The organism is Leifsonia sp. P73, from assembly GCF_051059105.1.
In the GTDB taxonomy this organism is placed as follows: Bacteria; Actinomycetota; Actinomycetes; order Actinomycetales; family Microbacteriaceae; genus Leifsonia.
In genome coordinates this window covers 4,003,144-4,026,475 of the sequence record NZ_CP194931.1, presented here as the reverse complement: position 1 = coordinate 4,026,475, position 23,332 = coordinate 4,003,144, and the positions used below count along the sequence as shown (strand labels likewise).

Genomic DNA, 23,332 nt, shown 5'->3' with positions numbered 1-23,332 from the left:
GTCCTAAGCTGCACAATGTCAGCGAGAGGAACCTGTGCAGAGCATCCACACCCCGGCTACGACCGCTCCGGCGTCGAGTGCGGCATCGCGCACCTCGGCGTGGGAGGCTTCCACCGCTCCCACCAGGCCCGGGCGATCGACCGGCTGCTCGAACAGGGCCTCGCCCGCGACTGGGGCATCCTCGGCGTCGGCGTGCTCCCCTCCGACGCAGGGATGCGGGACGCTCTGGGCGTCCGCGACGGCCGTTACACCCTGGTCGAGAAGCACGCCGACGGGCACTGGGACGCGAGGGACGTCGGCTCGATCCTGGAATTCGTGCACGCGCCGGACGACCGGCGGGCGGCCGTCGAACGGCTCGCCGACCCGGCCATCCGCATCCTCTCGCTCACGATCACCGAGGGCGGCTACCCGGTCGACCGGGAGTCCCGGGCGTTCGTGCCGGGGGCGTCCGCTCCGGCGTTCGACCTGATCGTGGCGGCGCTGCGCCGTCGCCGTGAGCTCGGCCGCGCGCCGTTCACCGTGCTGTCCTGCGACAACATCCAGGACAACGGCGCCGTCGCGCGCGCCGCCGTGACGGGCTTCGCCCGGCAGACCGATCCCGAGCTCGCCCACTGGATCGACGCCGAGGTCGCCTTCCCCTCCTCGATGGTCGACCGGATCACGCCGGCGACGACCGACGCCGACCGGGCCGAGATCGCGCGCCGCTTCGGAACGGACGATCCCTGGCCGGTGGTCGCCGAGCCGTTCTTCCAGTGGGTGATCGAAGACGACTTCCGGGAGGGCCGGCCTCCCTGGGAGCGCGCAGGCGCCCAGCTCGTGGCGGACGTCGAGCCGTACGAGCTCATGAAGCTCCGGCTGCTGAACGCGAGCCACCAGGGCCTCTGCTACTTCGGCCGGCTGCTCGGGTACGAGTTCGTCGCGGACGCCGCGCGCGACCCCGACATCGCCACGCTCCTGCGGCGCTACATGCACGAGGAGGCGATGCCGACGCTGCGCCCCGTGCCCGGCGTCGACCTGGCTGCCTACACGGAGAGCCTGATCGAGCGGTTCGCGAACCCGGAGGTGGCCGATACGGTCGCCCGGCTGTGCGCGGACTCGTCCGACCGCATCCCCACCTGGCTGCTCCCCGTCGTGCATGAGCGCCGCGCCACCGGAGCCCGCACTCCACTCGCCGCCGCGATCGTCGCGAGCTGGGCGCGCTACGCCGAGGGCGTCGACGAGCAGGGCGCGCCGATCGACGTGGTCGACCGCCACCGGGAAGCCGTTATCGCGGCGGCGCGGCGGCGCACCCACGAGGCGGCGTTCCTCCGCCAGCACGAACTCTTCGGCGACCTCGCCGACGACCCGGTCTTCACGGCCGACTACCTCGCCGCGCTCCGGAGGCTCCGCTCCGAGGGGGCGCGCGCGGCGCTCCGCGCACTCCGCTGACCGGAGCCGGCGCTCCGCCGGTCCCGGCACGAACACACCTCACCAACCGATCCCGAGGAGAACCATGTCCGCATCACCGTCCCCGACCGGGCAGCGTGCCGCCGCTGCGCTCCCCGAGACCATGACGGCCGTCGTCGTCCACGGCCCGGAGGACTACCGGCTCGAGACCGTGCCGGTGCCGCAGCCCGGCGCCGGCGAGCTGCTGCTGCGCGTGGAGGCCGTCGGCGTGTGCGCGTCCGACCTCAAGTGCTACCACGGCGCCGCCAAGTTCTGGGGCGACGAGAACCGGCCGGCCTGGGCGCAGACCGGACGCATCCCTGGCCACGAGTTCGTCGGGCGCGTCGTCGCGGGCGACCCGGCGGCGCTCGCCCGCCGCGGGCTGGCGCTCGGCGACCGCGTGGCGTGCGAGCAGATCGTCCCCTGCGGCGACTGCCGCTACTGCGAGCGCGGCCAGTACTGGATGTGCGCCCCGCACGCCATGTTCGGCTTCACGGAGTTCGACGGCGCGATGGCCGAGTACGCGCTCGTCCCTGCGCGTGCGCTGACGCATCCGGTGTCCTCCGCCCTCGCGCCGCAGCACGCGGCCTACGCCGAGCCGCTCTCCTGCGCCCTGCACGCGGTCGAGCGCGCCGACGTGACGTTCGGCGACGTGGTCGTGATCGCGGGGGCGGGCCCGATCGGACTCGGCGCCATCGCGGGCATCCGCCAGAAGAACCCGCTCAAGGTCATCGCGCTCGACATGAGCGACGACAAGCTGGAGCTCGCCAGGAAATGCGGCGCGGACCTCACGATCAACATCACGACCGAGGACGCCGTCGCCCGGGTGAAAGAGCTGACCGACGGCTACGGCGCCGACGTCTACATCGAGGCGACCGGCCACCCCTCGGCGGTCGGCCAGGGTCTCAACCTCCTCCGCAAGCTCGGCACCTACGTCGAGTACTCGGTCTTCGGCTCCGACGTGACCGTGGACTGGTCGATCATCAGCGACGACAAGGAGCTCGACGTCCGGGGCGCCCACCTCGGTCCCGGCTGCTGGCCCGCCGCGATCAAGCTCCTGGAGTCCGGTGTGCTGCCGATGGACGAGATCTGCACGCACCAGTTCCCGCTCGAGAAGTTCCAGAGCGCCCTCGACCTGGTCGGCGACACCGCAGGCGCGTCCATCAAGGTCACCATCCTGCCCTGAGGCAGCCGACCAGACGATCACCGGAGTTCCTGATGACCACCACAGCACCAGCCGCCCGCGAGACCTTCCTCGACCGGATCGGCATCCCGCATCCCTTGCGCTGGGGGTTCCTCGGCGTCCTCGTCTTCATGACGGGCAACGGGGTCGAGTCCAACTTCCTCTCACCGCACATGACGCACGCGCTCGGCGAGGACAAGTTCGCGATCGTCGCGCAGATCATCGCCATGTACAGCCTGGCCGTGCTGATCGCGTCCTACCTGTCCGGCGCGCTCGCCGACCTGTGGGGCCCGCGGCGGGTGATGACGCTCGGCATGATCCTGTGGATCGTGTTCGAGGGCGCCTTCCTGTTCTCGCTCTCGGTCGAGAGCGTCCCGCTGCTGTTCGTCAGCTACTTCCTGCGCGGCTTCGGCTTCCCGTTCTTCGCGTTCGCGTTCCTGGTCTGGATCAACCAGATCGTGCCGAAGAAGCGCAACGGCACCGCGGTGGGCTGGTTCTACGTGATGTTCACCGGCGGCCTGCCCACGCTCGGCTCACTCTTCGCGGTCTTCGCGATCCCGGCGTTCGGCGGCGGCGCGGGCGGCGAGACGAACACGATGGTCGCCTCGGCGGCGCTCGTGCTCGTCGGCTGGGCCATCGCGCACTTCGGCGTCCGGGAGCCGCACGGCAAGCGGCGGCTCGCTCCGGCGACCGACTCGGCCGCCCGTGTGCTGACGTCGGGGATCGTGCTGACCGCCCGCAACCCGAAGGTGCTGATGGGCTTCCTCATCCGCCTGATCAACACCGCGCCGGAGTTCGGGATGTTCATCGTCCTGCCCGCGGTCATGGCCGACCAGCTCGGCTGGGGGCAGAGCCGTTGGCTGATCATGACGGTGGTGATCTTCGCGGGCAACATCGCCTTCAACGCGGTGTTCGGCGCGATCGGCGACCGGATGGGCTGGGGCCGCACGGTCCGCTGGTTCGGCATCGTCGGCTCGTCCATCGGCCTCCTGCTGTGGTGGTACGTGCCGCACTGGTGCCGGCCGGCAGCGACTGGGGCTTCGTCGTCGCGACGATCGCGGGAACCGTCTTCGGCATCATGCTCGCCGGCTTCGTCCCGATGGGGGCGATCATGCCGGCGCTCGCGCCGAAGCAGAAGGGCGCGGCGATGGCCATGTACACGACCGCGGCCGGCGGGGCGACCTTCCTCGGCAGCGGGGTGGTCGCCCTAGTGTTCCCGCTCGCGGGCGCGGTCGGCGTGGTGTGGGCGTTCGTCGCGCTGTACGCCTGCGCGTTCGTGATGATCGGCTTCCTGAAGGTGAACCAGCATGCCGAGGACGAGCCGACGGCCGAGCCGGAGCTGGAGAGCGTCCGATGACCCGCATCGCCGATGTCCCCGCTGACTTCGCGGAGGACCAGCTCGACGGCTTCGTCGCGCTCTACGGGGACCGGTTGCGCCGCGTCCCCGGCGGCGTGGTCGCGCGGGCCGCCGGCGAGCCGGCCGTCGCCGTCGTGGTCGGCGGCGGCTCTGGCCACTACCCGGCCTTCGCCGGGCTGGTCGGCCCCGGGTTCGCCACGGGCGCCGTCGTGGGCAACATCTTCACCTCGCCGTCCGCGGCGCACGTGTACTCCGTCGCGAAGGCGGCGCACCGCGGCCGCGGTGTCGTGCTGACGTTCGGCAACTACGCCGGCGACGTGATGAACTTCGGGATCGCCGCCGACCGGCTGCGCGCGGAGGGCATCGACACCCGGATCGTGGTGGTGACCGACGACGTGGCGTCGGCTCCCGCCGAGGACGACCGCCGTGGGATCGCGGGCGACTTCACGGTGTTCAAGGCGCTCGGCGCCGCCGCGGCCGCCGGGCTCGACCTCGACGCCGTGGAGCGCGCGGGCCGGGCGGCCAACGCGGCGACGCGCACGCTCGGCGTCGCGTTCTCGGGCTGCACCATGCCCGGCGCGCGGGAGCCGCTCTTCCAGGTCGAGCCGGGGATGCTCGGGCTCGGCCTCGGCATCCACGGCGAGCAGGGAATCCGGGACGTCGCGATGCCCACCGCGACCGGCCTGGCGGAACTGCTCGTGGCCGGCGTGCTGGAGGCCGCCCCGCGAAGCGGCCCCGGGCGGGTCGCCGCGATCCTCAACGGGCTCGGGACGACCAAGTACGAGGAGCTGTTCCTGCTCTGGGCGCGCGTCCTCCCGCTGCTGGAGGCCGCTGGGCTGGAGGTCGTGGAGCCCGAGGTCGGCGAGCTGGTCACGAGCCTCGACATGGGCGGCTGCTCGCTGACCCTCCTGTGGCTGGACGACGAGCTGGAGGCGCTCTGGCGGGCGGACGCGTACGCCCCGGCGTACCGGAAGCAGGCCGCGCCGCTCGTGGCCACCCTGGCGTCGGCCGCAGAGACGGACGACGCGGTCGTGGACGACACGCAGGCGTTCGTGGAGCCCTCCATCGCCGCGGTCGGCCTGGCGGCGCGCGTCGCCGACGCGGCCAAGCTTGTGCGCGAGCTGCTGCGCGAACGGGAGGACGAGCTCGGCGCGATCGACGCGGTGGCCGGCGACGGCGACCACGGCCGCGGGATGCTGCGAGGCGCCGAGGCGGCAGCGGCCGCGATCGACCGCGCGGTCGAGCGCGGCGCCGGAGCCGGCGCGGTGCTCGCCGCCGGCGGCCGTGCTTGGGCCGAGCTGGCCGGGGGCACTTCCGGCGTGCTCTGGGGCGCGGCGCTGGAGGCCGCCGGCGCTACGTTCGACGACACGACGACCGTGTTCGCCGAGGACAGCGCCGGCACCGCCGTCGCCGCCTTCACCGCGGCGATCCTCGACCTCGGGCGTGCGGAGCCCGGCGACAAGACGCTGGTGGACGCGCTGCTGCCGTTCCGCGATGCGCTGGCCGACCGGCTCGCCGCGGGCGCGCCGCTGGCGGACGCGTGGCGGGAGGCGGCGCAGGATGCCTCTCGCGCGGCGACCGCGACCTCCGCGCTGCGCCCGAAGCGGGGCCGCGCGCGACCGCTCGCCGACAAGTCGGTGGGCACGCCGGACGCGGGCGCAACCTCCCTCGCCCTGATCGTGACCGCGCTGGGCGAGCGGCTGGCGCGCCCGGCCGACGACCACCAGACGAACCAGCACCGGACCGAAAGGACCACACCATGACCGCACTGCGGGTCGTGATCGGCAGCGATGACGCCGGCTTCACGCTCAAGGAGACCCTCCGCGACGAACTGGAGGCCCATCCGCTCGTCGCCTCGCTCGTCGATGTCGGGGTGGACGCCGACGGCCACACCGCCTACCCGGCGGTCGCGGCGGCCGCCGCCGAGCTGGTCGCCTCGGGCGAAGCCGACCGCGCGCTGCTGGTGTGCGGCACCGGGCTCGGCGTCGCCATCGCGGCGAACAAGATCCCGGGCATCCGCGCCGTCACCGCCCACGACTCCTACTCGGTCGAGCGGGCGGTGCTCTCCAACAACGCCCAGGTGCTCTGCCTCGGGCAGCGGGTGATCGGCACGGAGCTGGCCCGTCGACTCGTCAAGGAGTGGCTGACCTACCGGTTCGACACCGCCAGTCCCTCGGCGCGCAAGGTCGAGCTGATCGGGGAGCTGGAGCGATGAGCGGGGCGTTCGAGGGACGCGTCGCGATCGTCACCGGCGCCGCGAGCGGCATCGGTCTCGCCGTCGCCGGCTGGTTCGCCGAGCGCGGCGCCACGGTGGCGGGAGTCGACCGGGACGTGCGGGTCGCCGACGCGCTCGCCGGGCTGCCGGGATCGGGACACCTGCCGGTCGTCACCGACCTGACCGAGCCGGGAGCGGCGGAGGCCGCCGTCGCGCGCATCCAGTCGGAGGCCGGCGTCCCGCACATCCTCGTCAACTCCGCCGGCATCGCCCGCCTCTCCCCCGCGCTCGCGACGACGGCCGCCGACTGGGACAGCACGCTGGCGGTCAACCTCACGGCGAGCTTCCGGATGGCGCAGGCCGTGGGCGCGCGGATGGTGCCGGCCGGCTTCGGCCGCATCGTCAACCTGGCGTCGCAGGCGAGCGTCGTGGGTCTGGACGAGCACGTCGCCTACTGCGCGAGCAAGGCGGGGCTGCTCGGGATGACCCGCGTGCTGTCGCTGGAGTGGGCGCCGCACGGCGTCACCGTCAACGCCGTCTCGCCGACCGTGGTGGAGACCCCGCTCGGCCGCGAGGCGTGGAAGGGACCGAAGGGCGACGAGCTGCGCCGGCGCATCCCGGCGCGTCGCTTCGCCCAGCCGGAGGAGGTCGCCGCGCTGATCGGCTACCTGGCCTCCGACGAGGCGGGGATGGTCACCGGCGAGAACATCCTGATCGACGGCGGCTACGCCTCGATCTGACCCTGGGGAGGCAAAAGATGGCGAGAACGGTCAGTGTCGACGCTGGTCGGTTGCGAGCCGGTGCGAAGGCGCTGAAGGGGGCGGCCACCGGTCGTCGTCCGTCGGCGGATGAGTCCGATGGTTTCGGTTCGTCGGTGGCCCGTGGCGCGGTGAGCCGGTTCGAGGGGTATTGGGTCCGGGGCCAGTCGACGGTCGACGAGTTGGTCGCCGGGTTGGGTGGGGCGCTCTCCCAGGCGGCGGATGCCTATGAGCGTCGGGACGCCGAGGACGCCGAGGCGTTGCGGAAGGATCGGGACGGCTTCTATGGGTTCTAGGTGGGCGGACTGGTCACCGGTCGGGTTCGACGCGGATCCGACGCCGGGCGATCCGAAGCTGGTGGAGGCGCTGGTCGTCCACCTCCGGAAGTGGTCCGGCCGGCTGGAGGGGCAGTCGAAGGCGGCACGGAAGGTGCTGGACACGAATCTGGGGGCGGCGTCGTGGTCGGGGCTGGCTGCGGAGGTGTTCTCCGACCGGTTGCGTGCGCTCACGACCGGGGCGCTGAAGGCGGCCGAGCAGCACAACGAGGGCGCCGTGGCGGCGACCGCGTGGTCGATGGCGCTGGAGTACACGCAGCGCGAGGCGGATCGAGCGTTGCAGGACGCCGAGGACGCGCTGGCGGACCTGGAGACGGCGGAGGCACTGGTGGTGACGCTGGGCGCCGAGCAGGCCGCGCTGCTGTCGGCGTTGCACGCGCTGGAGAAGGCGTACAACTCGCGCGAGAAGCCGCCGCCGGGCTCGTCGGCGCCCGCGCAAGTGGATTTGACGCGTGCTCGCCGCCAGGAGCAGGACGCGAGCGAGAAGCTGGCGACGGCGCGGTTGACGATCCGAGACGCGCAGGAACGGCTGGACGACGCGAAGCAGCGGGCCGAGCGGGCGAAGCAGGAGTACGACTCGGCCGAGAGGACCTTCGCCAGGAAGCTGGACGACGCGTTGCACGGCGCCCTGGCACCGACGCCGCAGCCGGAGCTGAAGGCCTTCGCGTCGATCGTCGGCAAGCTCTCCGGCATCCCCGTCTCGGCGAGTGTGAACGCGTCGCTGCTGGACACGCTGACGCGGCTGACTCCGGAGGAGCTGGCGGTGCTCGTCGCGGAGGACCCGGACCTGGTGCAGGAGTTCTGGAAGCATCCGCCGTCGCCGGACAAGGTCGCGAAATGGTGGTCGGGGCTGGGCGAAGAGGCGAGGGAGGCGTTCCAGACGGCGGCACCCGGTGTCCTCGGCAACTTGGCGGGGTTGCCGTACGCGGTGAGGCATCGATGCAATCTGGACGTCTATCTGAGGCTCAAGGACAGTCCGGGGCATACTCCGGAACAGCAGAAGATGCTCGACGCGCTCACAGAGGTTCTTTCCGATTCGTCGGTGTCGTTGGTGTGTTTCAACCTGGGCGCGTCGGTGCCGATGGTCGCGGTCGGGTACGGCGACCTGGATACGGCGGACACGGTGACCTGGGCGGCGCCCGGGATGAACTCCGACGCGGCGGATGCGACCGAAAGCTGGTCGCGCGCCGCGAAGAACCTGTACGAGGAACAATATTGGAATGATCCCGATCGTTCGCATGCCGTGGTGGGATGGCTGGGGTACGACACTCCGGATTTGGTGAGTGTGAACACTCCGGCGTTGGCACAAGACGGCTCCTGGCGGTTCGCGAACGAGCTGGACGGGACGCACGCCACCCGGGCCGCGCACCCGTCGGTGCCGTTCCCGTACGTGTCTGTGGTGGCGCACTCGTATGGCACGACGATGGCAGCGGACGCGTTGACGCACGTCAAGCACACCGTGGACTCCTTCACGATGCTCGGATCGGCGGGCATCGACACCCAGGTGGTGTCCTCGCTGTCGGACCTTCACGTGAAGAAGGCGGGCGGACGACCCTCGATCTTCACGACCGCGGCGGAGTTGGATTTCCTCGCGCCGTTCGGTTCGGCGATGGGCGGCCGCGCGGAACCGAACCCCGAGACACTCACCAACCTGGGCACGGCGGTGGCAATGCCCCTGACGGGGCTGAATCAGCCGCAATCGATGGGCGGTGCGCAGTCGTTCTCCTCCGAAGGCGCCGTGCTGCCCAGCGGCGAAGTGCTCAAGCAGACCAAAGGCCACAGCACAGTGGGCGAGCACATCGACGGCCTCAACCCCCTCAACGGGATCGCGCCGGAAGGCTCCGGGTATCTCGACAAGTACACGGAGGCCTTGCGGAACACGGGCTTCACGACTGTGGGCCTGTCCGAGAGCGTCGTCGGCGGACTGAGGCCAACTCGATGAACCGCAGGTCAGGTTGGTCCGTGAGTCGAATTGTGAAACCGTACGGCCCAGTGGCCCTCACTGCCCTGCTTCTAGGAGGTTGTATGTCTGTTCCCGCGCTGAGTGATCCCGCTCCCCAAAGACCGGGGACCCCGCAGAAGACGATCACCGAACTGCTGACCCAGTGGGCTGACCTCACCAACGCTGCCATCGACGCCACCGGTGTCACGGACGGCTGGTATCGCGGACCCCTTCTGAATAAAAACCCGTGGGACCCGACCGTTGAGGACGTGGGCTTGCCGCCGTGCGGGACCGTCGGGTCGAAGACAGCGCACCAGGTGAGCAATAGCGTGACACACGTCGCGTTCCAGGCTGACCCGCACCCGATCGCGGACAAGCTCACCGCGTACTGGGAAAGCCAAGGATTCACCGTAGTGCGAACAGTTGACTGGACCTCCCCGGTCGGCGACATGGACATCTCGATCCGCGCCACACGGTCGGACGGTGTCGTCTACGGGCTTCGCGCCACCAGCAAGATCGTGGGCATAGACGTCTCCTCCGAGTGCTCCACACACCCCTCCATCCACACCTGGGCTGAAAAGCGCGTCGAGGACAGATGGAAGTCTCCGCAGCCCACGCCGAGCGAGCCGTCGCCGTCCCCGGCTGCCGACGCCGTAACCGACGACGATCGGTTCTGGGGATTCTGATACGTGCCCAGGCCTACAGGATCGACCGGAGATCGCGCGGCTTCGTGGGTCGAACGGTGAGAATGCGCGCTGCGGCGGCCGTCGCAGCCGTGACGGTATCGGTTTTAGGAGGGTGTATGTCTGTTCCCGCTGTGAGTGATCCTGCCCCGCAAAGCCCGGGCACCCCGCAGAAGACGATCGATGAACTCCTGACCCAATGGGCCGACCTCACCAACGCCGCCATCGCCGCCACCGGCGTCACCGACGGATGGTTCCGCGGCCCGATCCAGAATGGGAGGCCCTGGGACCCGGCCGCGGAAGAAGTGAGCCTGCCGCCGTGTGGGACTGTCGGGTCGAAGACCGCCCACCAGGTCGACAACATGGTGACGCATGATGCCTTCGAGTACGACCCGCACCCGATCGCGGACAAGCTCACCGCGTACTGGGAGAGCGAAGGCTTCACCGTTCTCCGGACGGTCGACTCGAAACTCTCCTCCGGCTGGATGGATATCGCGATCCGCGCCACGAGGTCCGACGGAGTGTTCTACGGACTCACCGCGACCAGCGACCTCGTGGCCATCGACGTCTCGTCCGAGTGCTCCACCCACCCCTCCATCGACACCTGGGCGCGTGAAAAGACCCTGCGTCGGCTGCGCGAGCCGAAGCCGACGCCTGCTGCGCGGGCGGATGACACCGCGGACGTTGCCGACGACCGATTCTGGGCGACGGAACTCACCCGTGGAAGTACGGGATGATCAGGTACAGCCCGTACAGCACAGCCGCCCCGCACAGCGCGAAGCACGCATACGCGCCGGTCAGCGCCGCGCGCTTCCGCCCCTCGCTCACCGGGCTCTTGCGCTGGGCCTTCTCGGCCTTCCGCTGGGCCTTGGCGGCCTGCTCCGGGGTGATCACCGTGATGGCGTCGGTGAACTCCGCCGGCTCCACGAACAGCGCGCGTCCGGCCACCGCGAGCAGGCGGGTGCCCAGGGAGTAGAAACCGACGACCACGCACGCGCCGACCAGCGACGCGACGAACACCGTCAGGAACTGCAGGACGGCGCTCATGCGGGGTTCCTTCCGGTGCGCTCGCGCTTGAGCGGCTTCACCTTCCGGATCTTCACGACCCGGCCGGACTCGGCGACGTCGCTCTGACCCTGGACCGGGCCCGGCTCGACCGCGTTGGCGCTGGAGACCCGGTTGCGGCGCGAACGCCAGAAGATGAACGTGATCACCAGGGCGGCGACCACCGTGTCGATCAGGATGCCGATCGGGCCGAGCAGGCCGACGAGGGCGGCGATGGCGCCGACCACGCCGGCCGCCGGGAGGGTCAGCACCCAGCCGATGGCGATCCGGCCGGCCGTGCCCCAGCGCACCGACGCGCCGCGGCGGCCGAGGCCGGAGCCGATCACCGAGCCGGAGGCGACCTGGGTCGTGGAGAGCGCGAAGCCGAGGTGGCTGGAGGCCAGGATGGTCGCGGCCGTGCTCGTCTCCGCGGCGAAGCCCTGCGCGGGCTTCACCTCGGTGAGGCCGCGGCCGAGCGTGCGGATGATGCGCCAGCCGCCGGAGTAGGTGCCGACCGCGATGGCGAGCGCGCACGCGACGACGACCCAGAGCGGCGGGCCGCTCCCAGCGGGGAGCAGGTTGGCGGAGATCAGCAGCAGGGTGATGACGCCCATCGTCTTCTGCGCGTCGTTGGTGCCGTGCGACAGGGCGACGAGCGACGAGGAGAAGATCTGGCCGTAGCGGAAGCCGCCGCGGCCGTCCGGACGGCCGTCGTAGCGCCGGGTGATCCAGTACGCGAGCTTGGTCGCCGCCCAGGCGACCACACCGGCGGTGAACGGCGCGATGACGGCGGGGAGGACGACCTTCTGCAGGACCACCGGGAAGTTCACGGACGCGAACCCGGCGCCGACGATCGCCGCACCGATCAGGCCGCCGAACAGGGCGTGGCTGGAGGACGACGGGAGGCCGTAGAGCCAGGTCACCATGTTCCAGACGATCGCGCCGACCAACCCGGCGAAGATCAGCTCCGGCGAGATCAGGACGCCGCCCGAGCCCTCGTTGATGATGCCGCCCGAGATGGTCTTGGCGACCTCCGTCGAGAGGAACGCGCCGACGAGGTTCAGGACCGCGGCGAGCGCGACAGCGACCTTGGGCCGCATGGCGCCGGTCGCGATCGGCGTCGCCATAGCGTTCGCGGTGTCGTGGAACCCGTTGGTGAAATCGAAGAACAGGGCCAGCGCGATGACCAGCACGATGATGAGGGTGAGATCCACCGGCTTCTTTCTCGTGTGTCGACGGACGGCCGGCGAGTTCACCGGACGTTCATGCGGAGTGCCTGGCGCCGTTCAGACACCGGAGACATGTTTTCACGGCCGTCTCGCGTGCGTCAAACCGTCACGGCGTCGTCACAGCCGGTCGACCGCCGTCACGCGGACGACCGCGACGCCGGTGCGTGCGGAGTCCGCCAGCAGCACCTCCGCCGCGATCCCCCAGTCGTGGTCGCCCGCCGGGTCGGCGAGGATCTGCCGCACCCGCCAGACGCCCTCCGCGGCGGCGGGCGTCTCGTCCACGACGATCATGCTCGCGGCCCGCGCCGACGCGTCCGTGACGATCTCATCGTGTTCGGCGTAGTAGCCCTCCAGCGCCTCGTCCCACTGCAGCTCGGTGAACGACGGCGTGGCGGCCTCGGCGAGCGCCGCCGCCTCGTTCTCGAGCGCGCCGAGCTCCTGGACCTTGTCGAGCGCCGCGAGCTGCACGCGCCGGAAGAGCTCGTTGCGCACGAGCACGAAGAAGGCGCGCCGGTTGGTGGTGACGTTCCGCGGCGCGGGCGGGGCCAGCTCGCCGCTCTCGGCCGCGTGCTTCGCGGCGTCGGGGTGCACCAGCTCCTCCCACTCGTCCAGGAGGCTGGAGTCCACCTGACGGACCAGCTCACCCAGCCACTCCACGAGGTCGCGCAGCTCCTCGGTGCGGAGGTCGAGCGGCACGGTCTGGTTCAGCGCGCGGTAGGCGTCGGAGAGGTAGCGCAGCACGACGCCCTCCGAGCGGGCGAGCTTGTAGAAGGCGATGAACTCGCCGAAGGTCATCGCGCGCTCGTAGAGGTCGCGCACCACGGACTTGGGGCTCAGCTCGAAGTCCGCCACCCAGGAGCTGGCTGGAGGCGTAGGTGACGAACGCCTCGTGCAGCAACTCGTCGTGCGGCTTGGGGTGCGTGACGGTCTCCAGCGCCTCCATCCGCTCGTCGTACTCGACCCCCTCGGCCTTCATCGCGGCGACGGCTTCGCCGCGCGCCTGGAACTGCTGGGCGGAGAGCACCGGCCGCGGGTCGTCGAGGGTGGCCTCCACGACCGAGACGATGTCGAGCGCGTAGGTCGGCGACTCGGCGTCGAAGAGCTCGAACGCGGCGAGCGCGAACGGCGACAGCGGCTGGTTGAGGGCGAAGTTAGGCTGGAGGTCGACGGTCAGGCGGATCTCGCCGTCCACGACCTCCACGACCCCGGCGGTCAGCAGCGAGCGGTACAGCCCGAGCGCCCGGCGGGCGAGCGCGAGCTGGCGCTTCCACGGCTCGTGGTTGTCGAAGACCAGGTCGCGCACATGCCCGAAGACGTCGCCACCGCGCCCGATGACGTTGATGAGCATGGCGCTCGTGATCTGCATGGAGGACGTGAGCGTCTCCGGGTCGGCCTCCACGAGCTTGCGGAAGGACGGCTCGCCCCAGGAGACGAAGCCCTCCGGCGCCTTCTTCCTTACGATCTTGCGGCGCTTCTTCGGGTCGTCGCCGGCCTTCTCCAGCGCTTTGGCGTTCTCGCTCTCGTGCTCGGGGGCCTGCACGACGACGGTGCCCGCGGTGTCGTAGCCCGCTCGGCCGGCCCGGCCGGCGATCTGGTGGAACTCGCGCGCGTTGAGCTGGCGCATCCGGGTGCCGTCGAACTTGGTCAGCGCGGTCAGCAGCACGGTGCGGATCGGCACGTTGATGCCGACGCCGAGCGTGTCGGTGCCGCAGATCACCCGCAGCATGCCGCGCTGCGCGAGCTGCTCGACCAGCCGGCGGTACTTGGGCAGCATCCCGGCGTGGTGCACGCCGATGCCCTGGCGCAGCAGCCGGGAGAGCGTGCGGCCGAAGGAGGTCGTGAACCGGAACTCCCCGATCAGCTCGGCGATGGCGTCGCGCTGCTCGCGGGTGGCGATCTTGGCGCTGGAGAGGGCTTGGGCGCGCTCCAGGGCGGCGAGCTGCGAGAAGTGCACGATGTAGATCGGCGCCTGGCCGGTGTGCAGGAGGTCCTCCACCGTGTCGTGGATGGGCGTCAGCTCGTAGTAGTAGTGCAGCGGCACCGGGCGCTCGACGCCGGTGACCGACGCGGTCTCCCGGCCGGTGCGACGGCTCACGTCCGCGGCGAGCGCCGTCACGTCGCCGAGGGTGGCGGACATGAGCACGAACTGGGCCCGGTTCAGCACGAGCAGCGGCACCTGCCAGGCCCAGCCGCGGTCCGGGTCGGCGTAGAAGTGGAACTCGTCCATGACGACCTGACCGACCGGGGTGTCCGCTCCCTGGCGCAGGGCCAGGTTGGCGAGGATCTCCGCGGTGCAGCAGATGATCGGCGCGTCCGCGTTGACCGCGGAGTCGCCGGTCATCATCCCGACGTTCTCCGCGCCGAAGACGTCGACGAGGGCGAAGAACTTCTCGGACACCAGCGCCTTGATCGGAGCGGTGTAGAAGCTGCGCTCGCCGCGGGCCAGCGCCGCGAAGTGCGCGCCGACCGCGACGAGCGACTTCCCGGTCCCGGTCGGCGTCGACAGGATGAGGTTCGAGCCGCCGACGATCTCGATCAGCGACTCGTCCTGCGCCGGGTAGAGGGTGATGCCGGTGGACTCCGCCCAGGCGACGAACGCCTCGTAGACGGCGTCCTCGCTCACCGAGGAAGGGCCGGCCCAGCCGGGGAGGTCGTCGACGCGCAGGAAGGCCATAGGGTCCAAGCCTGTCACAGGCCGCGATGCTCGGCATATCCACCGGATCGCGCGCTTATCCTTCCGCTATGGGATCGCCTGTGTCTGCGGGTCCGGCCCGGCCCGAGGGGTCGCGGGCCGAGGGTACGGGAGGTGCCGTGCCGTCGCGGTCCGCGGGGCCTGTGCGGGCCGCGTTCTGGCCCTCCACCGCCGTGGGCGCCGCGAGCGTCGTGGCCGGTGTCGGCTCGGCCGAGCTGCTGAGCGCGTTCTTCGTGCAGGACGGCAGCCCGATCCTGGTCGTCGGCGCGCTCGTCATCGATCTCACCCCCGCCTGGCTGAAGAACGCCGTGATCGGCGTGTTCGGCACCGGCGACAAGGCGTTCCTCATCTCCTCCCTCGCCGTCGCGCTGCTCATCGGCGGCGCGCTGGCGGGCTGGGTCGAGCTGCGGCGGCCTCCGTTCGGCCGCATCCTGATCGGGATCGGCGGAGCACTGGGCGTGTTCGCCGCGTTCACCCGGGCCGGGTCCTCGGTGGTGAACGTCGTGCCGTCGGCGCTCGCGGCCCTGGTCGCCATCCTGATCCTGGGCTGGCTGGCCGACCTGCTGCGCGGCACCCGGCCGACCCGGATCGCGCCGGAGGGCGAGGTCAGCCGGCGGCACTTCGTCACGGCGACCGCGGCGACCGCCGCCGCCGGCATCGTGGCCACGATCGTGGGCCAGGCCATCGCGACCGGCTACCGCGCCGCCTCCGCCGCGCGGGCCGCCTTCCACCTCCCGAAGCCCGCCGTCACCGCCCCGCCGGTTCCCGCAGGCGCGTCGTTCGACATCGCGGGGCTGTCGCCGATCATCACGCCGAACGCCGACTTCTACCGCATCGACACGGCGCTGCAGATCCCCGGCATCGACCCGTCGGCCTGGCGGCTGCGGATCACCGGCATGGTCGAGAAGGAGGTCGAGCTGACGTTCGCCGAGCTTCTCGCCCTGCCGCTGGAGGAGTCCATCACGACGCTCACCTGCGTCTCCAACGAGGTCGGCGGCGACCTGATCAGCAACGCGACCTGGCTCGGCTACCCCATCCGGCACCTGCTCGCCCGGGCGAAGCCGTCCGCCGACGCCGACATGGTGCTCTCCCGAAGCCAGGACGGCTGGACCGCCGGGACGCCGCTGGAGGCGCTGACCGACGACCGCAACGCCATCCTGGCGGTCGGGATGAACGGCCAGCCGCTGCCGCTGGAGCACGGGTATCCGGTGCGGATGGTCGTCCCAGGGCTGTACGGCTACGTGTCCGCGACCAAGTGGGTGGTCGAGCTGAACGTCACGCGCTTCGACAAGGCGACCTCGTACTGGACCGACCGCGGCTGGTCGGAGCGCGGCCCGGTCAAGCTGGAGTCGCGCATCGACGTGCCGGCGGACGGGCACCAGGTGAAGGCGGGAACGGTCGCGGTCGCGGGAATCGCCTGGTCGCAGCACGTCGGCGTGAGCGCCGTGCACGTGCAGGTCGACGGCGGCGCCTGGCAGGAGGCCACGCTCGCGGACGCCATCTCGGCGGACACCTGGCGGCAGTGGAAGTACGCGTGGGACGCGACGCCCGGCTCGCACACCATCAAGGTGCGCGCCACCGACGCGCACGGGACGGTGCAGACCTCGAAGGTGCAGGACGTCGTGCCGGACGGCGCGACCGGATTGCACACCATCGGCGTGACCGTGGTTGGCTAGCGCCATGCCCTCCCCCGATCGTCCCGCTCCGCTCGTCGCGCCCGGCCCCGCGCTGCCGCCGGAGCAGCGCGCGCGCTACGCCAGGACCGTCCAGCTCCCGGGCTTCGGAGAGGCCGCCCAGCGCCGCCTGCGCGCCGCGCGCGTGCTGGTGGTCGGCGCCGGCGGTCTGGGTTCCGCGGTGCTGCCGCTGCTGGCGGGGGCCGGGTTCGGGACGATCGGGATCGTCGACGACGACAGCGTGGAGCTCAGCAACCTGCCGCGCCAGACGATCCACCGCGAGCGCGACCTCGGCCGGCAGAAGACCGCGTCGGCCGCCGACGCGATCCGCGCCATCGACGCCGGCATCGACGTGCGCGTCTTCGCAGAACGGCTCACCTCGGCGAACGCGCTGAGCATCCTCGACGGCTTCGACCTCGTGCTCGACGGCAGCGACAACTTCCCGACCCGGTACCTCGTGGACGACGCGGCGCTGCTGGCCGGCCTGCCGGTGGTGTGGGGCGCTGTGCACCGGTTCGGCGGCCAGGTCGGCCTGAGCTGGGCGGCGAACGGGCCGCACTACCGCGACCTGTTCCCCGTGCCGCCGGAGCCCGGCAGCGTGCCGAGCTGCGCAGAGGCGGGCGTGCTGCCCAGCGTGTGCGGCGTGATCGGGTCGCTGATGGCGAGCGAGGCGACCAAGGTCGTGACCGGGCAGGGCGACCTCCTGCTCGGGCGGGTGCTGGTGCACGACGGCCTGCGGGGGACGTTCCGCGAGCTGCCGTACGCGGCGGACCCGGCGGCTGCGCCGGTGACGGAGCTGATCGACTACGAGCTGTTCTGCGGAGTGGCCCCGACTGCGGTTGCTCCGGCGGCGGCCACCACCGTCTCCCCCACCGACCTGGCGGCCCGGCTGGCCGCCGGGCAGCCGCACATCCTCCTCGACGTGCGCGAGCCGTGGGAGGCCGACATCGCCGGGCTGCCCGGATCCCTGCTGGTGCCGCTCGACGTCGTGGTGCGGGACGCGGCGGGCGTGGCCGAGCGGCTGGGCGACGACCCGTTCGTGATCATCTGCCACCTCGGTGTCCGGGCGGAGACCGCGCGGAGGCTGCTGGCGGCGGTGGGCGCTCCCGGCGTGGTGCTGGAGGGCGGGCTGGACGCCTGGTCGCGTCAGGTCGACCCGTCGCTGCCGCGGTACTGAGGGCCTCGCCTGGCTGCGGGACGCGCGGGATACTGAACGCATGACCCCACCGCGCAGCGTCGAGGAGCACGTCGAGCACGTCAACCGCCTGCTGGAGCCGCTCTCCGCTGAGCCGGACGTGGAGACCGTCCTGCTCGCCCACGCCGCCGGGCGCGTCGCCGCGGCCGACGTCCGGTCGGAGGTCGACCTCCCGCTGTTCCGCAACTCGCAGATGGACGGCTACGCGGTGCGCGCCGCCGACGTCGCCCGCGTGCCCGTCGCGCTGGAGGTGACCGGGGACGTCCCGGCCGGCCACGAGGTGCCGCTGACGCTGACGCCCGGCACCGCCATCCGGATCATGACCGGGGCGCCCGTGCCCAACGGCGCGGACGCGATCGTGCCGGTGGAGGACACCGAGCTCGTCCTCGGCCGGGACGACGACCTGGCCGGCGCCGTGGTCGAGATCCGGCGCTCCCGCACGCACGGCGAGTACGTGCGCGAGCGCGGCAGCGACCTGAAACGCGGCGATGTGCTCGTCACGGCCGGCACCCGGCTGGCCGCGCGGCACCTGGCGGCGCTCGCGGCCGCGGGCGTCAGCTCCGTGGCGGTGCGGGCGCGGCTGCGCGTCGCCGTCCTGACCACCGGCTCGGAGCTCGCGGCGCCCGGCCGGGGCGTGCGCTTCGGGCAGGTCTTCGACGCGAACGGCGTGGCCCTCGCCGCGCTGGTCGAGGAGTCAGGCGCGGTCGTGTCGCTGCGGGCGAGCAGCAGCGACGACCCGGCGGCCTTCGCCCGCGTGTTCGACGCCGCGGTCGCCGCCTCCGACCTGGTCGTCACCTCCGGCGGCATCTCGAAGGGCGCCTACGAGGTGGTGCGGGAGGTGCTGCTGCCGCGCGGCGCGGAGGTCACCACGGTGGCGATGCAACCGGGTGGCCCGCAGGCGACGGCGGTGGTGGACGGCGTGCCCGTGCTGTGCTTCCCCGGCAACCCGGTGAGCACGCAGGTGTCGTTCGCCGTGTTCCTGCGCGGACCGCTGCGCGACGCGGCCGGGCTGCCGGCCCTGCCGGTCCGGCGGGTGCGGCTGGCCGAGTCGGTGCGGTCGGTGCCGGGCAAGCGCCAGTTTCTGCGCGGACGGGTCGGCGAGGACGGCGTCGCGCCGGTCTCCGGTCCCAGCTCCCACCTCGTCGCGGCGATGGCCACCGCGGACGTGCTGATCGACCTGCCCGCGGAGGCGGAGGCGGTCGAGTCGGGCGCGGACGTGACAGTCTGGACCCTATGAGCGAGCTCACCCACCTGGACGCCGACGGTCGCGCCCGCATGGTCGACGTCGGCGCGAAGCCGGAGACCGACCGGGAGGCCGTCGCCCGCGGCCGGCTGGTGACGACGCCGGACGTAGTGCGCCTGGTCGCCGCGGACGACCTCCCGAAGGCCGACGTGCTCGCGACCGCGCGCATCGCCGGGATCGCGGGAGGCAAGCGCACGAGCGACCTCATCCCGCTCTGCCACCCGCTGCCGCTGAACTCGCTGCGCGTCGACTTCGCGCTCGACGAGGCGGCGGGCTCGATCGCGATCGAGGCGGTCGCGCGCACGCACGGGCGCACCGGCGTCGAGATGGAGGCGCTGACCGCGGTGGCCGTCGCGGGGCTGACGCTGCACGACATGGTGAAGGCCGTGGACCCGGCGGCGAGCCTGACGGACGTGCGGCTGGTGGCCAAGAGCGGCGGGAAGCGCGGCGACTGGCGGCGGGAGGGCGAGGAGAGCCCGGCCGAGCGCCCCTCTCCGTCGGCGCCCGCACACTCCAGCGCCGCCGTCGTCATCGTCGCCTCGACCCGCGCAGCCGCGGGCACGGCCGACGACACCACCGGCCCGGTCATCGCGTCGTGGCTCGACGCCCACGGCCTCCACGCGGAGGTGCGCGTGGTTGCGGACGCGGACATCGCGCCCGCGCTGACGGCCGCCGTCGCCGAGCGCCCCGCCGTCGTCCTCACCACGGGCGGCACCGGGGTCGCCCCCGGCGACCGCACGCCGGAGGCCACCGCCGCCGTGCTCGACCGGGAGCTGCCCGGGCTCGCCGACGCGCTGCGGGCCAGGGGCGCGGCCTCCACTCCGCTCGCCGCGCTGAGCCGCGGCCGGGCGGGCGTCGCCGGGCGCACGCTGGTCGTCAACCTCCCCGGCTCCCGCGGCGGGGTCGCCGACGGGCTCGCCGTCCTGGACGACGTGCTGGCGCACCTCCTCGATCAGCTCGGCGGCGACACCGACCGCGGCCACGACGGAGCGCGCCGATGACCGCCGTCTTCGCCGACGTCTCGGACCGACCGCTCGACCCGTCCACGCTGGACGAGTTCGTCTGGCGCCGGGAGGCCGGCGCCGTCGTGTCGTTCCAGGGCATCGTGCGCGACCACGACGGCGGCCGCTCGGTCGTCTCGCTCGACTACCGCGCCCATCCCGACGCCGCCGACTTCCTGCGGCGCTGCTGCGAGGAGGTCGCCGAGCGCACCGGGCTGCGCGTCGCCGCCGTGCACCGGGTGGGCTCGCTGACCATCGGCGACCTCGCGCTCATCGCCGCGGTCGCGGCCCCGCACCGGGCGGAGGCGTTCGCCGCGTGCGCGGAGCTGGTGGAGCGGATCAAAGCCAAAGTGCCGATCTGGAAGCGCCAGCACTTCGGCGACGGCGCGTCGGAGTGGGTCGGACTCTGAGTCCCCGACGCCGCCGGGGGTCGATTTCCACGCTCCTGCCGTTCTAGAGTGGCTTTCGTGCCGCAGATACGGGTAAGGGACGCAGCGAGCTTCCTCGGAGTGAGCGACGACACCGTTCGTCGCTGGATCGACGCCGGGGTGCTCTCCAGCGCCAAGGACGACGGCGGCCGCACCGTCGTGGACGGCCTGGAGCTGGCGCAGCTCGCCAAGCAGAACGCCGTGCTGCCCGCCGACCGGTCCGGCGTCGGCCGGTCGGCGCGCAACCGCTTCGTCGGGATCGTGACGGACATCGTCATGGACAAGGTCATGGCGCAGGTCGAGCTGCAGTGCGGCCCGCACCGCGTCGTCTCGCTGATCAGCAGCGAGGCCGTCCGCGAGCTCGGCCTGGAGCTGGGCTCTGTCGCCGTCGCGGTCGTCAAGGCCACGAACGTCATCGTGGAGACGGCGGGGCCCACCGAATGAGGAGCCGCATGCGCACACGGATCGGGATCGCCGGGGCCGCGCTGGCGGCGGTGCTGCTCGCCGTCACGGGATGCTCCGCAGGCGCGGGGTCGGACACCGCGACGCAGACGCCGACGAAGCACGCCGTCACCGGCACCGTCACGGTCTTCGCCGCGGCCTCCCTCACCAAGGCGTTCACCGAGCTCGGCACGGACTTCGAGAAGGCCAACCCGGGGAGCTCCGTCCGCTTCAGCTTCGGCGGCTCGTCCGACCTGGTCACCCAGCTCACCGCCGGCGCCCCGGCCGACGTGTTCGCCTCGGCGGACCAGAAGAACATGGACAAGGCCGTCTCCGGCGGCGTCGTCTCCGGCGACCCCGTCGACTTCGCGACGAACGTGCTCGCGATCGCCGTGCCTCCCGGGAATCCGGCCCACGTCACGGGGTGGGCCGACCTCGTGAAGCCCGGTCTGAAGGTCGTCGTCTGCGCGCCGCAGGTCCCGTGCGGCGCGGCCACGGCGAAGGTGGAGGCCGACACCGGCGTCACGCTCACGCCGGTCAGCCAGGAGTCGTCGGTGACGGACGTGCTCGGCAAGGTGTCGTCCGGGGAGGCCGACGCCGGCATCGTCTACGTGACGGACGTGAAGGGCGCGGGGAAGAGCGTCGACTCCGTACCGTTCCCCGAAGCGAAGGACGTGGTCAACACCTACCCGATCGCTGCGGTCACGCAGGGGCAGAACGTCACGGGGGCGCGGCCTTCGTCGCGTACGTGACCGGCCCGGAGGGCAGGAAGGTGCTCGAGGCCGCCGGCTTCGGGAAGCCGTGAGGCGGCGCGCGGCCGTCGGCACGGGGATTCCGGGCTGGGTGCTCGTCGTCGCCGCGCTCGGTGCGCTGTTCGTCCTGCTCCCGATCCTCGCGATGATCACGCGGGTGGACTGGACGCAGTTCGTCGCGCTGATCACGTCGCCCTCCTCGGTGGACGCGCTGCTGCTCAGCCTGCGCACCTCGGTCGCGGCCACGATCGGGTGCCTGGTGCTCGGCATCCCGATGGCGATCGTGCTGGCGCGGGTGCCGTTCCGCGGGCGCGCGCTGGTGCGCGCCATCGTGCTGCTGCCGCTCGTGCTGCCTCCGGTCGTGGGCGGGCTGGCCCTGCTCGCGCTGTACGGCCGGCGCGGGCTGCTGGACGGGGCGATCCCGATCGCGTTCTCGACGCCGGCCGTGGTGATCGCGCAGACGTTCGTGGCGCTGCCGTTCCTGGTGCTGAGCCTGGAGGGCGCGCTGCGCACCACCGGCCGGCGGTACGAGGCCGTCGCGGCCACGCTCGGCGCGCGGCCGTCGACCGTGCTGTTCCGCGTGACGCTGCCCCTCGTGTTCCCCGCGATCGTCTCGGGCTCCATCCTGTCGTTCGCGCGCGCCCTCGGCGAGTTCGGGGCGACGCTGACCTTCGCCGGGAGCCTGCAGGGGACGACGCGCACGCTGCCGCTGGAGATCTACCTGCAGCGGGAGACCGACCCCGACACTGCCGTCGCGCTGTCGCTGGTGCTGATCGCGGTCGCCATCGCGGTCGTCGCGGTGGCCCACGGCGCGGGCGAGCCGCTGCGCCGCAAGCCGCGGCCGGTTCCCGGGGCGGCCTCGTGAGCCTCGACTTCGCGGCGACGGTCGCCGAGCGCGACGTCGAGGTGGAGCTGCGGCTCGGCACGGGCGAGACGCTGGCCCTGCTCGGGCCGAACGGCGCGGGCAAGTCCACGGTGCTCGGGGTGCTGGCGGGCCTGATCCGGCCGGACGCGGGACGCGCCACGCTCGCGGACGAGACGCTGTTCGACCTCCCGGCTGCCTGGCTGCCTCCGCACCGCCGCGGGATCGCACTGCTCGCCCAGGACGCCCTGCTCTTCCCGCACCTGACCGTGCGCCGGAACGTCGAGTTCGCCTCGCGGTCGTCGGGTGCCTCCCGGCCGGAGGCGCGCGCGAAGGCCGACGAGTGGCTGGAGCGCACCGGCGTCCGCGCGCTGGCCGAACGCCGGCCGGACGAGCTCTCCGGCGGGCAGGCGCAGCGCGTCGCCATCGCACGCGCCCTCGCCGCCGAGCCCGACCTGATCCTGCTGGACGAGCCGCTCGCCTCGCTCGACGTGAGCGTGGCGGGCGAGCTCCGCGGGATGCTGGCCGAGGTGCTCGCCGACCGCACGGCGGTCGTCGTGACGCACGACGCGCTCGACGCCTACCTGCTCGCCGACCGGATCGCGGTCCTCGGCGGCGGCCGGGTGGTCGAGGAGGGCGCGGCGCGCGACGTGCTGACCCAGCCGCGGCACCCGTTCACCGCCGAGCTGACGGGCCTCAGCCTGCTCACCGGACGGCGCACGGCCACGGGCCTGGTGACCGACGACGGATGGGCCCTCGACGGCACGCCGACGACGCCGATCGCCGAGGGTCGCCCGGTGACGGTGGTGGTGCGGCCCTCGACGGTCGCCGTGCGGGTCGGCGCTCCGATGGAGGGCGCAGGCGGCATCGCCGC

21 protein-coding genes and 2 pseudogenes are annotated in these 23,332 nt (G+C 72.3%); 20 read left to right on the top strand and 3 right to left on the bottom strand.

Annotated features, from left to right (window positions below; translation table 11 throughout):
* The first annotated feature begins 15 nt into the window (after positions 1–15).
* The 11 genes from ACQ86L_RS20700 to ACQ86L_RS20650 all read left to right on the top strand — a co-directional run bounded on the left by ACQ86L_RS20700 (position 16) and on the right by ACQ86L_RS20650 (position 10,635).
* Positions 16–1,428: a mannitol dehydrogenase family protein gene (locus tag ACQ86L_RS20700; RefSeq protein ID WP_434317061.1), complete on the top strand. Its 1,413-nt coding sequence runs from the start codon at positions 16–18 to the stop codon at positions 1,426–1,428.
* A 64-nt stretch (positions 1,429–1,492) separates the two neighbouring features.
* Positions 1,493–2,611, top strand: coding sequence for a zinc-binding dehydrogenase (locus tag ACQ86L_RS20695; protein ID WP_434317060.1), 1,119 nt, complete (start codon positions 1,493–1,495; stop codon positions 2,609–2,611).
* A 32-nt stretch (positions 2,612–2,643) separates the two neighbouring features.
* Complete coding sequence (locus ACQ86L_RS20690; protein WP_434317059.1) at positions 2,644–3,819, top strand: RbtT/DalT/CsbX family MFS transporter; 1,176 nt, start codon at positions 2,644–2,646, stop codon at positions 3,817–3,819.
* Positions 3,756–3,965, top strand: coding sequence for a hypothetical protein (locus tag ACQ86L_RS20685; RefSeq protein WP_434317058.1), 210 nt, complete (start codon positions 3,756–3,758; stop codon positions 3,963–3,965). The genes ACQ86L_RS20690 and ACQ86L_RS20685 overlap by 64 nt, the downstream gene beginning before the upstream one ends.
* Positions 3,962–5,728 (top strand): dihydroxyacetone kinase family protein, encoded by a 1,767-nt coding sequence (locus tag ACQ86L_RS20680; protein ID WP_434317057.1) that lies wholly within the window; start codon positions 3,962–3,964, stop codon positions 5,726–5,728. The genes ACQ86L_RS20685 and ACQ86L_RS20680 overlap by 4 nt, the downstream gene beginning before the upstream one ends.
* On the top strand, positions 5,725–6,180 hold the full coding sequence (locus ACQ86L_RS20675; protein WP_434317056.1) for a ribose-5-phosphate isomerase: 456 nt from the start codon (positions 5,725–5,727) through the stop codon (positions 6,178–6,180). Before ACQ86L_RS20680 ends, ACQ86L_RS20675 begins: the two co-directional genes overlap by 4 nt.
* Positions 6,177–6,920 (top strand): GolD/DthD family dehydrogenase, encoded by a 744-nt coding sequence (locus tag ACQ86L_RS20670; protein WP_434317055.1) that lies wholly within the window; start codon positions 6,177–6,179, stop codon positions 6,918–6,920. The genes ACQ86L_RS20675 and ACQ86L_RS20670 overlap by 4 nt, the downstream gene beginning before the upstream one ends.
* 17 nt (positions 6,921–6,937) lie before the next feature.
* Positions 6,938–7,234 (top strand): hypothetical protein, encoded by a 297-nt coding sequence (locus ACQ86L_RS20665; RefSeq protein ID WP_434317054.1) that lies wholly within the window; start codon positions 6,938–6,940, stop codon positions 7,232–7,234.
* Positions 7,224–9,215: an alpha/beta hydrolase gene (locus ACQ86L_RS20660; protein WP_434317053.1), complete on the top strand. Its 1,992-nt coding sequence runs from the start codon at positions 7,224–7,226 to the stop codon at positions 9,213–9,215. Before ACQ86L_RS20665 ends, ACQ86L_RS20660 begins: the two co-directional genes overlap by 11 nt.
* Positions 9,216–9,298: 83 nt before the next feature.
* Positions 9,299–9,901 (top strand): hypothetical protein, encoded by a 603-nt coding sequence (locus ACQ86L_RS20655; RefSeq protein ID WP_434317052.1) that lies wholly within the window; start codon positions 9,299–9,301, stop codon positions 9,899–9,901.
* A gap of 116 nt (positions 9,902–10,017) precedes the next feature.
* Positions 10,018–10,635 (top strand): hypothetical protein, encoded by a 618-nt coding sequence (locus tag ACQ86L_RS20650; RefSeq protein WP_434317051.1) that lies wholly within the window; start codon positions 10,018–10,020, stop codon positions 10,633–10,635.
* Here the strand turns inward: ACQ86L_RS20650 and ACQ86L_RS20645 are convergent.
* From ACQ86L_RS20645 to ACQ86L_RS20635, 3 genes and pseudogenes are all read right to left on the bottom strand, one after another.
* Positions 10,613–10,945, bottom strand: coding sequence for a peptidase (locus ACQ86L_RS20645; RefSeq protein WP_434317050.1), 333 nt, complete (start codon positions 10,943–10,945; stop codon positions 10,613–10,615). The genes ACQ86L_RS20650 and ACQ86L_RS20645 overlap by 23 nt on opposite strands.
* Positions 10,942–12,156, bottom strand: coding sequence for an inorganic phosphate transporter (locus tag ACQ86L_RS20640; RefSeq protein WP_434317049.1), 1,215 nt, complete (start codon positions 12,154–12,156; stop codon positions 10,942–10,944). Before ACQ86L_RS20640 ends, ACQ86L_RS20645 begins: the two co-directional genes overlap by 4 nt.
* Positions 12,157–12,288: 132 nt before the next feature.
* A pseudogene (locus tag ACQ86L_RS20635) lies at positions 12,289–14,845 on the bottom strand (DEAD/DEAH box helicase).
* Positions 14,846–14,913: 68 nt separating this feature from the next.
* Here ACQ86L_RS20635 and ACQ86L_RS20630 point away from each other — a divergent pair.
* The 9 genes and pseudogenes from ACQ86L_RS20630 to ACQ86L_RS20590 form a co-directional block, all read left to right on the top strand.
* Complete coding sequence (locus ACQ86L_RS20630; RefSeq protein WP_434317048.1) at positions 14,914–16,539, top strand: molybdopterin-dependent oxidoreductase; 1,626 nt, start codon at positions 14,914–14,916, stop codon at positions 16,537–16,539.
* Positions 16,540–16,543: 4 nt separating this feature from the next.
* Complete coding sequence (locus ACQ86L_RS20625) at positions 16,544–17,713, top strand: ThiF family adenylyltransferase (RefSeq protein ID WP_434317047.1); 1,170 nt, start codon at positions 16,544–16,546, stop codon at positions 17,711–17,713.
* Positions 17,714–17,753: 40 nt separating this feature from the next.
* Complete coding sequence (locus ACQ86L_RS20620) at positions 17,754–18,968, top strand: molybdopterin molybdotransferase MoeA (RefSeq protein ID WP_434317046.1); 1,215 nt, start codon at positions 17,754–17,756, stop codon at positions 18,966–18,968.
* Complete coding sequence (gene moaCB / locus ACQ86L_RS20615) at positions 18,965–19,975, top strand: bifunctional molybdenum cofactor biosynthesis protein MoaC/MoaB (protein ID WP_434317045.1); 1,011 nt, start codon at positions 18,965–18,967, stop codon at positions 19,973–19,975. The genes ACQ86L_RS20620 and moaCB overlap by 4 nt, the downstream gene beginning before the upstream one ends.
* Positions 19,972–20,385 carry a molybdenum cofactor biosynthesis protein MoaE gene (locus tag ACQ86L_RS20610; RefSeq protein WP_434317044.1) on the top strand — a complete coding sequence of 138 codons (414 nt, stop codon included), beginning with the start codon at positions 19,972–19,974 and terminating at the stop codon, positions 20,383–20,385. Before moaCB ends, ACQ86L_RS20610 begins: the two co-directional genes overlap by 4 nt.
* A gap of 57 nt (positions 20,386–20,442) precedes the next feature.
* Positions 20,443–20,847 carry a TOBE domain-containing protein gene (locus ACQ86L_RS20605; protein WP_434317043.1) on the top strand — a complete coding sequence of 135 codons (405 nt, stop codon included), beginning with the start codon at positions 20,443–20,445 and terminating at the stop codon, positions 20,845–20,847.
* Positions 20,848–20,855: 8 nt separating this feature from the next.
* On the top strand, positions 20,856–21,596 hold the full coding sequence (gene modA, locus ACQ86L_RS20600) for a molybdate ABC transporter substrate-binding protein (protein ID WP_434317042.1): 741 nt from the start codon (positions 20,856–20,858) through the stop codon (positions 21,594–21,596).
* Positions 21,597–21,645: 49 nt separating this feature from the next.
* On the top strand, positions 21,646–22,461 hold the full coding sequence (locus ACQ86L_RS20595; protein ID WP_434317041.1) for an ABC transporter permease: 816 nt from the start codon (positions 21,646–21,648) through the stop codon (positions 22,459–22,461).
* A pseudogene (locus ACQ86L_RS20590) lies at positions 22,458–22,880 on the top strand (ATP-binding cassette domain-containing protein); the annotation flags it as partial. The gene ACQ86L_RS20595 and the pseudogene ACQ86L_RS20590, both read left to right, overlap by 4 nt.
* Positions 22,881–23,332: the final 452 nt, after the last annotated feature.